Here is a 13636-nt window from a genome sequence, read left to right as displayed (position 1 = left end):
TTAGTGGTTAGTGATTTTATAAAACTAAGCACTAGCCATTAAGAGCTAACAACTACTCAAAGCGATCGGGCGAGAGTTGGGCAATGATCTCATCTCCTTGCCCGATCGCATTGCTAGCAAACCGTCTTGCCAGGGTTGGCACGATCGCCAGGGGATTGCTGAAGCCTGAAAACAGGTGAACGCCATCTACGCCTGGAAGTGTGCCGATTAAGGGTAGGCGATCGCTGCTAAACCCAATCAGACAGTGATGCCATTGACCAGGCAGATCGTTTAAGGCAGGTAGGACGGTGCCAACTTTGGTTCGCATTATGACTTCGCTCTCAGTTGCATTAATAGGAGCATCTGGATCGGTCAGCACTCGGCTCATCTGCCCTATTCTCAGCCTGCCATCTAGCAATTGAATCGCTCCCGCATCCAGGATCGGTGGACTTGGCTCATGTCCAGGCTGATCCCACAAAGCATCCAATGCCGTTGTGCTTGCTTCTGCTTCTAGTTGAAACCGTTTGGTATCCGCTGGCATGACTAACGTTTGCAAGCAAACCTCGACTGGAGGTGTTTCAATCAATTCTGCATGCGTAAAGTAGAGTCTGGTGGGAATACCTGCGGTCTTCAGCAACGATCGACTGAGTGCACCGGCACAGATAGCCACATTAGCGCTGTGGTAGGTGTCCTGTTTGCCGACAACACCTGTGACGCGCGAGTTCTCACCCTTCAGCAGTTCTTTTACCTGATCGATTTGGATGCTGCCACCCAATTTAGTGAATGCTTTTGTGTAAGCGTTCGTAGTGGCAGTAGTGGAAATGTGACCATGTTTCACCGTCAGCGCGCCAGCGATCGCATTCGGATTCAACAGCGGCTCTAGCTCGCAGGCTTCCGCGACGCTCACCAAACTTGGGGGAATAGCAAAGTGTGTATAGGATTGTGCGATCGCCTCGGGGTCTTCGTCGGCAGCAATGGTTAACACCAAATCCAGCTCACGAAATTCTGTTTCAGCGTCTAGTTCTGCGGATAATGTGCGATGTAAGGCAATGCCTTCGGCACACAGTTGACGAGTTAGATCGGTTGTTCCAGACCAATATGCGATGCCTCCATAGCCAAAGCGGGTCGCTCCTTGCAGGGATTGATGTCGCTCCAAGAGCAAAACAGAAAACCCCTGTTTAAGCAATTCATACGCAAGAGCGGCTCCCGTAATCCCCCCACCCACCACAATCCAGTCATAGATTCGCATAGCCCAAATGCCTAACGTAGGCAATCACTTATCTTTGCCCACTAATTGTACTGTTACAGTTTGTTTCGTACTGTGCCGTGCGATCGTGTACGAGCGATTTGAGCGAACAGTGCTGTGCTTGATCGGGCAGGATTGGCTCAGCCAGCAGATGTGTAACGAATCTGACTGAGCGTCACTATTCGATCAACACTATCCTTCCAGCGATCGCAGACTATTTTTTGGATTCTTTCTCGTAAATTAAATCGTTCTCGCAACTTTGAGGAGTTAACCATGACCACTAAACGCCCCTTGTCTGTACCACGTCGCCAGATCATTCGAGGACTTCTCGCTGCTGGTGCCTTCGGTGCAACCTCCCGTCTGTGGGTGGGTTGTACCCCCACGCCAACGCCCGAAACCAGTTCCGGTAGCCCTGCCGCCAGTGGTTCGGCAAGCCCCACCAAAGAAGTGGTCATGGGTTTTATTTACGTGGGTCCCAAAGATGACTACGGTTGGAACCAGGCACATTTTGAAGGCAAAGAAGGCGTTGCCAAATTGCCTGGGGTTAAAACGGTTGAGCAGGCAAGCGTTCCAGAAACCAACGAAGTCCAGGAAGCGATGCTTAATATGATCAACCAGGACAAAGCGACGGTGGTTTTTCCCACGTCCTTTGGCTACTTTGATCCGCATATTTTGAAGGTGGCACCCGGCAACCCTAACGTGCAGTTTTTCCATGCGGGTGGTCTTTACGTCGAAGGCAAGCATCCTAAAAATGTTGGCAGCTATTTTGCCTATATCGATGAAGCGCAGTACGTGGCAGGCATCGTAGCCGCGCATATGGCAAAGAACGGGAAACTCGGCTTCATCGCTGCCAAGCCCATTCCTCAAGTCGTTCGTAACATTAACAGCTATACCCTCGGCGCACGTACCGTGAATCCCAAAGCGACTACACAAGTCGTCTTTACAGGCGATTGGTCGTTACCCGTCAAAGAGGCAGAGGCCGCTAACAGCATGGCAGACCAGGGCATCGAAGTCATCACCTGCCATGTGGATAGCCCTAAAGTGATCATGGAAACCGCTGAAAAGCGGGGGATCTACTGCACGGGTTATCACACCAATCAGTCCAAGCTGGCTCCCAAGGGCTACCTGACTGGGGCAGAGTGGGACTGGTCAAAAATCTATGGTGAATATGCCAAGCTCATCCAGGAAGGTAAATCGGTCACAGATGGGGGCATTCCGCATCTCGTGCGCGGTGGCTACAAGGAAGGCTATATCAAAGTGTCAGACTATGGTCCTGCTGTGACGGATGCTGCTAAGAAAGATGCCGATGCTGCCAAGACAAAGCTGGAAGCAGAAACCCTCATCATTTATAAGGGACCGCTGAAAGACAACAAAGGTAAGGTTGTGATCCCTGCTGGGAAAGAGTTTAAGCAGAAAGACACTGAGCTAGAAAAGATGGATTGGTTAGTTGAAGGTGTGTTGGGGACAGTCAAGAGTTAGTGTTCTAAATGCCAAAAGATCCCTCTGCAGGGACGTTCCATGGAACGTCCCTGCAGAGGGGTCGATCGTCTAGCGGGTTGTAGGCACGAAGTCTTTATCGATCGCACTACTCTCCTCATTCCGTGCCCGCTCAATCCTGGCTTCAGCAATGCGTTTGGGTCGGATGTAGAGATTCTCCAGCAGCACAGCCGCTCCAGCGATCCAGGGCGGCACAATAATGGCACCCAGAATGCCCAAAACCTGTGTGCCACCAAACACGGCTAAAAGCTGATACAGCGGATGGATGTTCACAGACGAGCCGACCAGCAGCGGGTCGAGAATATAGCTTTCCAGGTTTTGGACGATCGCAAATAGCAGCAAGACCCACAGCCAGGTGACACCGCCCATTGATAGCGACACGATCAGTGCAGGAATTGCGCCTAAGAAAGGGCCCACAAATGGGATCAGATTCGTGAAGCCAGCAATCACACCCAGCGCCAGCGAGACTTCGGACAAACCCAGGATATTTAAACCAACCGTCGTCACAACGCCCAGAATCGCGGATACGACCACTCGACCTTGAATAAACCCGCCCATCCGCTGACTCACTGGTTTAACCTGCGCCAGCAAGCGGCGATCCCAGGGCTGCGGAAAGAGCTGAACAAACCCCTGAAGCAGCGTTTTGCTACCTGCGACCATATAGCCCGAAATGAGCAGGATCAAAATCACGCTGAACAACGCGCCCACAATATTTTTCGTCAAGCCAAACGATCGCAGCAGCACCTGCTGACTGGAGCGAATCACCCAATTGGTTAACGCTTGCGGATTCACCAACTGCGGCACAAGCTCTGGATGCGATGTGTTGAGTCGTAGGGCAAGGCCCTGAATCCAGTTGAATAAGGCTTCTGAATAAACGGGAATTTGAGTGATCAGGCGATCGGTTTGCTCTACCACCGTAGGGCCGATTAACACTCCAGCGCCCACAAAACCACCAATCAAGGCGAGATAAACGCCGATCACCGCTAACCAGCGTGGTACTCGACGACCTTCTGCCCAGTTGACGATCGGACTCAATGTCGCCGCCAACACCACCGAAATCATCAGCAAAATTAACAAACTCTGCAACTGCCACAGCAATACCAGCAGCACCACGATGAGCAAAATGCTGAAGAGGCTAGAAAGGGAAATGGTAATGCGCTGTTCGGACATGGATAGAAGAAGTTTTGGGTTTTGAGTTTTGAGTTTTGGAACTACCAGCCACTAACTCCTGGCTTCTGACTCCTCACCGAGTTTTAAGTGACGACTTAACTCTACCGATTCACACGAGAAAAAGCGCAATCTAAAACTCTTTCTTCCTACTCCCTACTTCCCACTCCCTAACCCCGATGCCAACGCGTTACGCCATCCTTCTGATCGATCAACGTAATGCCCTGAGCCTGTAGTTCATTACGAATGCGATCGCTCTCTGCCCAATTTTTTGACTGTCGTGCCTCTTTCCGTTGCTGAATGAGTGTTTCAATTTCGCCATCCGTTAGCCCAACTGTTCCTGTATCGTTGGCTTCAATAGGAAGCTCAACTGTTCCAGGCTCTTTCACCTCCAACCCTAAAACCTTCAGAAGTGCCTCAAAGGTGTGCCATTTTTGCTGTAGCTGCGTAACAGGTATTTCCCGTTCTTGATCATGAATTATTAGATTACGTCCGCGATGGAGATCCTTTGCCAACTCGAAGAGAACAGAAAGCGCGATCGGCGTGTTGAAGTCGTCATCCATTGCCTCGTTGAAGCGATCGATAGCCTCCTGCTCTAACACATCGGCTTCGGGACTCCAGGCAGTTAAGGCTACAAATAGTGCCCCAAACTGAAGCGCTTCTTTCAAGGTTTTCCAGCCGTTTTCGGCAGCATCCAGGGCATCGGATGTGAAGTCGATCGGCTTGCGATATTGCGCTTGCAAGACAAACAGTCGAAACGCCATTGGGTCATAGTTTGCTAACAAATCGCGCGTCAAGCGGAAGTTGCCCAGCGATTTGGACATCTTCTCGCCATCCATATTAATAAAGCCGTTATGCAGCCAGTATCGTGCCAAGGGCTTACCCGTCACCGCTTCGCTTTGAGCAATTTCGTTTTCGTGATGGGGAAAGGTCAAATCCATGCCGCCTGCGTGGATGTCGATCGACTCACCCAGTTCATCCCGCACCATTGCCGAGCATTCAATGTGCCAGCCCGGTCTACCTGCCCCCCAGGGTGATTCCCAGGATGGTTCACCCGGTTTGGCTGCTTTCCATAACGCAAAATCAGCGGGATCTTTCTTTTTGTCTGCGTCTTCTTCCACGTCAACCCGACCGCTAGCACCTGCTTGCATATCGTCCAACTGGCGTCCAGAGAGCTTGCCGTACTCTGGAAACTGACGGACTGCATAATAGACATCGCCATTGGCAGCATAAGCGTAATGACGTTGTTCCAATTCGTGGATTAAGCGCTGAATGCCGTCGATCGTATGCGTTGCTCGTGGATAGACATCGGCGCGGAGAATATTCAGGCGATCGGAATCCTCAAAATAGGCAGCAATATATTTCTCAGCAATTTGTTCCATCGTGCTGTTTTCTGCGATCGCCCGTTTCAGAATTTTGTCATCAATATCCGTAAAATTCTGGACATACCGTACCGCATAGCCGCGCCACATCAGGTAGCGCCGCACCACGTCAAAAATCACAAAGGCTCTGGCGTTGCCCACATGAAAGTAGTTGTACGCCGTAATGCCACACACGTACATCCGCACCTTACCGGGTTCGATCGGTTCAAACCGTTCTTTGCGACGGGTGAGCGTGTTGTAGAGCATTAATGGCATGGCAAAACTATTCCAGAGTTGATAAGAGCAGTTTAGAATGGGCAACAGTCGGTTCGTTTGCAATCGAAAAACAACCCACCCCAGATCGGTGATAATGAAAAAGAATGGCTATGCCGTTGTGCAAGCTGTTCATTTTAACAATCACGTCCCAACCTCTATCTTCTGACGTCTCGGACATTTGCGCTATGCAATCAGCGGTCACTCCTGCCTCTTCTTCTGCGATCGACGCTCCCAAGCATGGCTTACCTGTCACTATCATTACAGGGTTTCTGGGTAGCGGCAAAACAACTCTACTGAACCATATTCTGACCAATCAGCAAGGCGTGAGAACAGCCGTTTTGGTCAACGAATTTGGTGAAATTGGGATCGACAACGAACTCATCATCACCACCGGCGAAGACATGGTGGAGTTGAGCAACGGTTGTATCTGCTGCACCATCAACAACGACCTGGTAGAAGCCGTTTATAAAGTCCTGGAGCGGCAAGACTCGATCGATTATCTGGTCGTCGAAACAACCGGACTCGCCGATCCACTGCCTGTTGCGCTCACCTTCCTGGGCACGGAACTGCGCGATCTAACGCGGCTTGACTCTATTATCACCCTGGTCGATGCCGAAAACTTTAGCCTGGATCTATTCAACAGCGAAGCGGCTTACAGCCAGATCAGCTACGGCGACATTATTCTGCTGAACAAAGCCGATCTTGTGGAAGAAGCTAATCTGGATGCGCTGGAAGTGAGAATCCGCGATATCAAAGAGGGCGCGAGAATCCTGCGCACTGTGAAGGGACAGGTACCTCTGGCAATGCTGCTCAGCGTTGGGCTGTTTGAATCAGACAAATACTTTGATCCCGCTGACAAAGCGCCCGATCACGAGCATCATGACCACGAGCATCACGAGCATGGTCATGAGCACAAGCATGACGAGCATGAACACGCTGATCATGCTGCTTGCGATCACGATCATGGTCACTGTGAGCATGACCACGATCACGACCATCACTCTCACCACTTAGAGAACGATGGCTTTACTTCCGTCTCCTTTGCCAGCGACAAACCGTTCGATATCCGTAAATTCCAGTTCTTCCTGGACAATCAGCTACCCGCCAACGTCTTTCGTGCCAAGGGTATTCTCTGGTTCAGCGAAAGTCCGAAGCGGCACATCTTCCATCTCAGCGGCAAACGCTTCTCGCTCGATGATGACGACTGGAAAGGTGAACCCAAGAACCAACTTGTGTTGATTGGTCAAAATCTGGATCACGACGCGCTGCGATCGCAGGTCGAAAATTGTCTCACCGTCGCATCAGTTGGTCGCGGCAAAGGCTTTGGGAAGTAGTTTTGAGTTTTGAGTAGCGCTCCGCGTCGACAAACTAGAGAGTTTTGAGTTCTCAACGGCCCTCAACTCAAAACCCTTAATTCTTAACTCATAACTTTACTGTATGGATTCCAGCCGTCAGATTCTCGTTTGCCAGTACACCAACTGCCTTAGAAATGGGTCTGCAGGTGTACTGGCAGCTTTTCAGGGCTATTCCATACCGGGTGCAATGGTCATTGGCTGTGGTTGCCAGGGACAATGCAATATGGGAGCCACCGTACGCGTGCTGCCTGATGACACCTGGTATTGTCGCGTAAAATCCGAAGATGTCAGGACGATCGTTGAGCAGCATTTCAAGCAAGGTCACCCTGTAACAAAACTCCTCCACCCACGCCTGCACCCTCACGGTTAGGTGCATGGTTAAAACGGGCGTCGCTCTGAATCTGGGGATGCTTGAGAGACCCTGACTCTGCTGTAGGGAAGTTATCCCCTGTGACAGGCAAGAAACGCGAACCGCTCCTACGCCCTACGAAATTCAGTCCTCAAACCAGCAACGCCTGGAAACCTACCAACCCGTAAAATGTAAGTTTGCGTCTTTTGGTGCTTGACTCTTGCCCTTTACGCTCCTTTTAGGGCGGTTAAGTTCGGTAATTCCCCAATTTAAACAAGTATTTTAAGGAATCGCTTGCTAGCTCATTGGAGTATGCTAATATCAATGGCTGGAAAGGCTGCTTCCCCCTCCTAGCATTCATCTACACGCTGCCGAGACTTTATTGGGAAGCACCAAGCAGAGTATTCACACAATTCAATTACATGATCCAAACCGGTATGAGCCAGCAGGTTATTCACCCAATGGTTAAATTGCAGCGTCAAGTGCGATCGCTCGTCGATGGCAAGCTGCTAAAACCAACAGACAGCATTTGGAAAATTGCGCTTCTTTATGGAGACGATTGGTCTCATTTGAAGCAAGAGTTATTCGCGTTCGAATTCACCATGCAAGACCCAGTGAGCGATTTGCTTGCAGTCGAAAGTTGGGAAGAGGAAGAGTAGACAAGAAAGTTTGAAGTCTGAAAGCTTTTTAGCCTTTAGCCTTTTCAAAGGCAGTTTGACAGCGCTTGCATTAACTCCTTCGCGGTTTGGTAGCGATCGCTAGCGCGTGATTGTGTCACCCGATCGATCACTTTACGTAAGGGGGGTGTAATCTCTGGGTAGTTATCCAAGCTAAAGCGGTAACTCTGATTGCCTTTTGTATACAGTCGAACGGGGTTCTGACCAGTAATGAGAAAGATGAGACTGGGGCCGATCGCGTAGAGGTCAGACTGGGTGACGGGTCGCCCTTGAGCTTGTTCTGGCGCTGCATAGCCTTCTGCACCGATGCGGGTACCAGAAGGGATGCCAACGGCTTTAACGGCTCCAAAGTCCAACACTACGATGCTGTTAGTGAGCGTCTGCACCAACAGATTGCCGGGCTTAATGTCGCGATGAATGATCGGCGTTCTATGGGTGTGAAGATAAGACAGAATATCGCAGGTTTGGATCATCCAGGCGATCGCCTGCTGGGCTGACACAGGTCCCTGATGGCGAATCCGTTTTTCCAGATCTTGACCGTGCAGCAGCGCCATCACCAGGTACTTCTTGCCTGCCTCAACGAAAAAATCGTAAAACTTGGGAATGCCAGGATGGCTGAGCGTTTGAAGGGTACTTGCCTCCCGTTCAAACAACTCTTGCGCCTTGGGGATTTTAGCCATGTCCGCATTCATTTCTTTGAGCACTCGGAGCGCATTTTGCGGTTGCCCAGACACCTGGCTTGCCGCTGGATGCCACACCAGGTAAGTGGTGCCCATACCACCCTTACCGAGCACGCGCAACACTTGATACTGACGAATCGTCTTCTCGACCTTGACCGGTAAGCCACAGTGCATGCAGAAAAGATTGTCAGGTGGATTGCCAGCATGGTTGCAAAACAGTCGCAGAGGTTGCTTAACCAACAGTGGCGGTTGAGGAAGCGCTGGTAATTGAGGAGCTTTGGCGATCGCCAACGGGCTCTTTGAAACGGAGCCGGTCGCTGCTAGAATTTGCAGTTTCAGCAGTGGACCACCCTGCGCTAATTGAAGCAACGCATTGGCTCCTAGCAGCCCTTGTGACATGACAGCACCGTTGACAAACGTGCCGTTGGAACTGTGATTGACCAGGTGCCAGGAAACAGTCCCCGCCGATCTAGCGTCAGCGGTAGACACATCAACCTGACGCAAATCCAGATGGTGCCGAGAAACCAGGAGATCGTTAAGAATGACGTGATTTCCCGGTGCGCGGCCAATCCGAATCAGCGGTTCATTTGGAAAGCACCATTGCCTGAGCGGTGTTCTGTGTTGAGGATGAAGAAGGGTCAGGATGACCATGTGAACGGGTAGACTCTAGACTGAGACTCTAGCTGCGGATGGTCTAGATGCTGGTAGACTGCTGACGCTGTGATTACTTCAGAGTCAAGAGTCTCCAGTCCAGCGATCGGTCAATCGTTTGCTTACAATGCTGGAGGTTAGCGCAAATGATCCAGATTGGGGCGAACCTTAGCGCGAATTGCGATCGCGGTGATGTTGTCATGCCCATTGTATTGGTTCGCCAGCTCAACCAGCTGAGAAACGCCCTGCTCTAGATTGGCTTGCGAACTGAGCAACGGTTCTACGTGAGTGCGCCAGTGCGTTTCCAGGAGGTCATTGTCAGTCAGCCCATCCGAGCACAGCAACAGCAAGGTGTCTTCGTTTAGTTCGACATACTGGATGTCAGGCTTAATGAAATGCTCATCACGAGGTCCTAGCGCCTGGGTCAACTGGTACGCGTCAGGACGAGCGTACGCAATATCAGGGTCAACGCCCCGCTGGATCTCGCGCTGCCCCACTTCGTGGTCGATCGTAATCTGCTCTAACCCCCGTTTACGGGTATAGCGATACAGGCGACTATCACCGACATGGGCCACCGCCGCTTCCGTATCTTGAACAAGCAGCACAACCAACGTCGTACCCATGCGACCACTGCCTGAGCGGGCATTTTGCTGATTGACATCGTAAATTGCCTTGTTAGCAAGCTGTACGGCATCAATTAAAACCTCTGGCCCAGGCAGTTTATTTGAGGCGCCATCAGAGAAGGGAGCGCTCTGCCACTTTTCCTTGAAATAGCGGCGCAAGGTATCGACTGCCAGTGCACTGGCCACTTCGCCGCCCGCATGCCCACCCATGCCGTCACACAAAATGTAGAGACTACGAGCATGCACTGTTTTACCAGAAGGGCTTTCGAGCTTTGCCGTTTGGGTCTCGATGCCAAAGTAGTCTTCGTTGTGGTCGCGCTGTCTTCCAATATCAGTCCGACCGGCATCCTCCAGGTTAAATAGCTGCATTGGCAAAACGACCGTCGGCAGGTCGTCGCTATCCCCGTCGCTATCGACATCCGGCGGCAGCGTTGGCTCTGGCAAGGAGACTTCTAACCGAGTCGAGGCAGCGGCTGTACTTAGATCCGCCACGCTCGACGAACGTGATGGCTCTGAGTCGAGCGCCAGATCATCAACAGATTCATCAGTCGGTTCAAAACTCTCAAGATTGGGCATCATCTCGGTTTCAGGTTGGTTTGCCTGGAGCTCATGGGCGATTTCCTCAATGCGCGATCGCAAATCAGCGATAGTTTCTAGCTTGCCAGCCTCTAAATCTGCAAGCAGTACATAAATTGCACCAATTTGAGTGCGCTGTGATTGAGCGAACAAAGTTTGCCACAATTGCCCTAGATCTTGCAAGGTCGCTGGTGCATCAGGCAAGTTCAAATGCAAGCGTTGCAGACAGATTGCCTGATCTTCATCTACTTTCAGGTTTTCAATTTCTAGCAGGCTGCGGCAGGCTTGCCACTCGTCTAACACACTCCATAGCTCCACCATTTCATAAAGCCAATGCAAAAGCTGTAGGGCGGGTAAGGCAAGATCCTCATCCAGCCACAAATCGACGAGCCGTGGGAGAAGCGCCCGATCTTCTAATAGGATGATCTGCTGCCCGTCTTGCTGCCAGGCGTCGTGAATCACCGGTAAAGCTTGATGAAATTTGCTGCCCAAGGCCAGATACGGTTGGGCGATCGCAGGCACTGCCATCGCTTGCACGGAATGTATACGATTGCCTGCAAGTGCCGTTGGATCAGCGCGTTCGATCGCATCAGGTTGACTTTCGATCGGCATAGACCCAATGGGCTCGTCTGCCTCATGCTTTGCCAGCGCTTCTAAAAGCGACATCTGAAACGGTTGACAATCCAACACCCGAACGTGCCGCTCAACGTTGGTACCATCAGGTGCCGGTAAGACCTCCAACAGCCGATACCGCTGACGACGATCAAGATAGGCGTACCCTCGCTCGGCGTCATTCACTGCAATAGGGCGATCGTCAGCGGTTACTTCTATTGCAGCAGGAGTTGAAGGCAGCTCAACGACTCGCCGTTGGTCGTCTACCATCAGTGCCCACCAGATCACGCCAGCGATCTCGCCACACTCCTGACATTGCACAACATCAAAAGGCACGAGACTAGAGCATTCAGGGCAAGTATTCTGAGTCAGTGATGTACCGCACTCCTGACAAAACTTGTTGGTGTTGGGATTTTCAAACTGGCATTGAGGACAGACAAGCATGGTGGGACTTCCTTCATTCCCCGTTTGGGAGGCTCAGGGTGGGGCATCGGCCGCAGAGATAAACCAGCGCCACTCACGGGGCTGAATTAAGTTGCTACCGTCAGGGCGATCGAGTCTTGTCAGACAAAACTGTAGCCTATTTAAGCAGAATTCCCAAAACGGCTCCTCTGTATACAGCTTATCCGAATGTTTGACACTCGGCATCTCTGCGGGGTTGTTGGTTGCTAATTATTAGTTGTTGGTTAGAAAAGTTTTAAGTTGAGACTGCCCCCTGAGTTTTGAGTTCTAAGATCAAAACAAGCCTCTACGTCCCCCTGTTCCCCGGCCTCCTGCCTACAAACCCGAAACAGCCAGCTTCTTCAACCGATAATCTACACCTTGCTTCGCAGCACAAAACCCTAAATCGATCGACTGATTCGGCTCAAGCACTCGTCCCCATTCGGGTGGATCAACGGTATAGCGGGAACCTTGATGCGCAAAAGTTCCATTCCAACTGTTGCGAATGGTTGCCTGGTTCATCTGAAATTTCAGCCGCCAGTTGCGACGACTCAGCTTAGTGTGATTGGTAACGCGAATAGCAGTACAAAAGCCCGTTTGCCAGTCTGATTGCATGGTTGCCTGCACCTCTAATTGACCATCAGCGCTAGAGGGGACGATCTCGCCTGTAGGACGTGGTGAAGGCAATGTCGGGGCAACCAATGGCGCCAATGGCGATACCGACTGCCGTACTGACAGTGCCAGTGCTGTCGGGCCTGGCACTGTCAGTAGCTGACTGAGCAATTGCTGCTTCGCTTGATCTACCGTACGCCAGTCATCTTGCAAGATGCCGCCTGTATCGCTGCTGTTAGGGTTCCAACTCCAGTAGGTAAAGTGCAGCTTTTTTTGCTGAATAAAATTGACTAGCTGACGGTGCCAAAGACCCTCTTTAGAACTGGCATCCACCTGTCGTCCACCAAACTCACCGATCAGGATGGGAGCAATGTTGCGACTGGCAAGGTAATTAAAGCCAACCTCCCAGCGGTTGAGCAGATTTTTTGGAAAGGCTGCTTCGGAAAACCAGGGCTGGTTATAGACACCAGGACCATACTCGTGAGGTGAGTAGACCAGTTTACGCGCCTTGTTCAGGCGCACTGGATAGCGGCCTGCGCCTTCTAGATTGCCACCCTGCCAGTGTCGCGCTAGTTTCTGTCCGGGTACATTCCTTTCTACGCCTTCAACGACGATGAGCCAGTGAGGAGCGATCGCCAAAACAGCGTTACCCGCACGTTCGGCTGCTAGTCGCCAGTCAGTAGCCCGGTCATTAGTGCCCCAACTTGCGCGACCGTGGGGTTCGTTTTTCAGATCTGCTCCAATCACATTGGGCTGTTTTTGGTAGCGAGTTGCCAGCAATTTCCAGGTATCAACCCAGTCCGCTTCAGTGAAACCATCCCCATACCACAGCTCCGGAATCCGCTGGTTGTTCAGACGGTGGCTATCCAGCAGGATCATCAGTCCCTGTCGCTGAGCCTCTTGAATGATCAAATCCATCACTTCCAGGGGCGTTTTGCCTTGCAGGTCGCGGTTATTGCCAATAGTGAAATCAACCCCGTTGATGGTAGACGCACGTAAACTCTGCACTGCATACGGTAGCCGGATGAGGTTGTAGCCCAGACTCTTGATTTGCGCCAACATCTCCTTATAATCGCGAGCCCAAAGCCCATGAGGAACTTGCGTTTCGGTTTCGATGCCGAACCAATTCACGCCCCGTAGCAAGACAGGCTGACCGCTGGCATCCACAATTTGAGCCCCCTTAGTTGAGAGGGGGAATTGCACAACCGCAGCATCTGCTGGGTTGAGTCTATGTAGCGCCAGACTCAGGACAATCGTTGAGAGGAAGAGCCCACCCCAAAGCCAACGCAAGCGCTTCTGCCTGAGGTTGCCTGTTTTAGTGTGCAGTGCGGCTGCGGCGAGCGATCGCCAACCGTCTTTTATACAGACCCGCTGCAACGGTTTTACAGCAGTGCCCAGCCATCGAAGCCATCGCTCAAGTTGAATCATAGACCTTACCGAATTTGCAAATCGTTGACTCCCACTGATCAGACATGCGGATGCTGTAGATTGTGACGCCAATTACACCCAAAAGTGCCTCAAAGCAGCCTGCTGG

Annotated in this window: 10 protein-coding genes; 4 read left to right on the top strand and 6 right to left on the bottom strand. The window is 51.5% G+C overall.

Annotation, left to right across the window (positions count from 1 at the left end):
• Window positions 1-52: 52 nt before the first annotated feature.
• Window positions 53-1228: an NAD(P)/FAD-dependent oxidoreductase gene (locus tag C7B82_RS26685; protein ID WP_106259834.1), complete on the bottom strand. Its 1176-nt coding sequence runs from the start codon at window positions 1226-1228 to the stop codon at window positions 53-55.
• Between the two features lie 270 nt (window positions 1229-1498).
• On the opposite strand from C7B82_RS26685, the gene C7B82_RS26680 reads away from it, so the two are divergent.
• Window positions 1499-2704 carry a BMP family ABC transporter substrate-binding protein gene (locus C7B82_RS26680; protein ID WP_106259832.1) on the top strand — a complete coding sequence of 402 codons (1206 nt, stop codon included), beginning with the start codon at window positions 1499-1501 and terminating at the stop codon, window positions 2702-2704.
• Between the two features lie 69 nt (window positions 2705-2773).
• On the opposite strand, the gene C7B82_RS26675 is transcribed toward C7B82_RS26680, so the two are convergent.
• Together C7B82_RS26675 and cysS are read right to left on the bottom strand one after the other, a co-directional pair.
• On the bottom strand, window positions 2774-3892 hold the full coding sequence (locus C7B82_RS26675) for an AI-2E family transporter (protein ID WP_106259831.1): 1119 nt from the start codon (window positions 3890-3892) through the stop codon (window positions 2774-2776).
• Between the two features lie 167 nt (window positions 3893-4059).
• Window positions 4060-5526, bottom strand: a complete 1467-nt coding sequence (cysS, locus tag C7B82_RS26670; RefSeq protein ID WP_106259829.1) for a cysteine--tRNA ligase — start codon at window positions 5524-5526, stop codon at window positions 4060-4062.
• Window positions 5527-5711: 185 nt separating this feature from the next.
• Here cysS and C7B82_RS26665 point away from each other — a divergent pair, with 185 nt between their 5' ends.
• The 3 genes from C7B82_RS26665 to C7B82_RS26655 all read left to right on the top strand — a co-directional run bounded on the left by C7B82_RS26665 (window position 5712) and on the right by C7B82_RS26655 (window position 7889).
• Entirely contained in the window at window positions 5712-6860 is a 1149-nt protein-coding gene (locus tag C7B82_RS26665; protein ID WP_106259948.1) for a CobW family GTP-binding protein, read from the top strand.
• Between the two features lie 103 nt (window positions 6861-6963).
• On the top strand, window positions 6964-7251 hold the full coding sequence (locus tag C7B82_RS26660) for a (2Fe-2S) ferredoxin domain-containing protein (protein ID WP_106259828.1): 288 nt from the start codon (window positions 6964-6966) through the stop codon (window positions 7249-7251).
• A 416-nt stretch (window positions 7252-7667) separates the two neighbouring features.
• On the top strand, window positions 7668-7889 hold the full coding sequence (locus C7B82_RS26655) for a DUF4327 family protein (protein WP_106259947.1): 222 nt from the start codon (window positions 7668-7670) through the stop codon (window positions 7887-7889).
• A 44-nt stretch (window positions 7890-7933) separates the two neighbouring features.
• Here C7B82_RS26655 and C7B82_RS26650 read toward each other — a convergent pair whose 3' ends face one another.
• From C7B82_RS26650 to C7B82_RS26640, 3 genes are all read right to left on the bottom strand, one after another.
• A complete protein-coding gene (locus tag C7B82_RS26650; protein WP_106259826.1) occupies window positions 7934-9238 on the bottom strand; it encodes a protein kinase domain-containing protein in 1305 nt (434 codons plus the stop codon).
• A gap of 137 nt (window positions 9239-9375) precedes the next feature.
• Complete coding sequence (locus C7B82_RS26645; RefSeq protein WP_106259825.1) at window positions 9376-11493, bottom strand: serine/threonine phosphatase; 2118 nt, start codon at window positions 11491-11493, stop codon at window positions 9376-9378.
• 333 nt (window positions 11494-11826) lie between these two features.
• A complete protein-coding gene (locus C7B82_RS26640) occupies window positions 11827-13530 on the bottom strand; it encodes a cellulase family glycosylhydrolase (protein ID WP_106259823.1) in 1704 nt (567 codons plus the stop codon).
• Between the last annotated feature and the right edge of the window lie 106 nt (window positions 13531-13636).

The sequence above is a fragment of the Stenomitos frigidus ULC18 genome, assembly GCF_003003795.1.
GTDB lineage: Bacteria > Cyanobacteriota > Cyanobacteriia > Leptolyngbyales > Leptolyngbyaceae > Stenomitos > Stenomitos frigidus_A.
This window is presented reverse-complemented; position numbering and strand designations above follow the sequence as displayed.

What these genes read in the sequence shown, in the direction of transcription:
- C7B82_RS26640 (WP_106259823.1), bottom strand. Translation starts at nt 13,530, where the DNA reads ATGATTCAACTTGAGCGATGGCTTCGATGGCTGGGCACTGCTGTAAAA.
- C7B82_RS26680 (WP_106259832.1), top strand. Translation starts at nt 1,499, where the DNA reads ATGACCACTAAACGCCCCTTGTCTGTACCACGTCGCCAGATCATTCGA.
- cysS (WP_106259829.1), bottom strand. Translation starts at nt 5,526, where the DNA reads ATGCCATTAATGCTCTACAACACGCTCACCCGTCGCAAAGAACGGTTT.
- C7B82_RS26650 (WP_106259826.1), bottom strand. Translation starts at nt 9,238, where the DNA reads ATGGTCATCCTGACCCTTCTTCATCCTCAACACAGAACACCGCTCAGG.
- C7B82_RS26660 (WP_106259828.1), top strand. Translation starts at nt 6,964, where the DNA reads ATGGATTCCAGCCGTCAGATTCTCGTTTGCCAGTACACCAACTGCCTT.
- C7B82_RS26665 (WP_106259948.1), top strand. Translation starts at nt 5,712, where the DNA reads ATGCAATCAGCGGTCACTCCTGCCTCTTCTTCTGCGATCGACGCTCCC.
- C7B82_RS26675 (WP_106259831.1), bottom strand. Translation starts at nt 3,892, where the DNA reads ATGTCCGAACAGCGCATTACCATTTCCCTTTCTAGCCTCTTCAGCATT.
- C7B82_RS26655 (WP_106259947.1), top strand. Translation starts at nt 7,668, where the DNA reads ATGAGCCAGCAGGTTATTCACCCAATGGTTAAATTGCAGCGTCAAGTG.
- C7B82_RS26685 (WP_106259834.1), bottom strand. Translation starts at nt 1,228, where the DNA reads ATGCGAATCTATGACTGGATTGTGGTGGGTGGGGGGATTACGGGAGCC.
- C7B82_RS26645 (WP_106259825.1), bottom strand. Translation starts at nt 11,493, where the DNA reads ATGCTTGTCTGTCCTCAATGCCAGTTTGAAAATCCCAACACCAACAAG.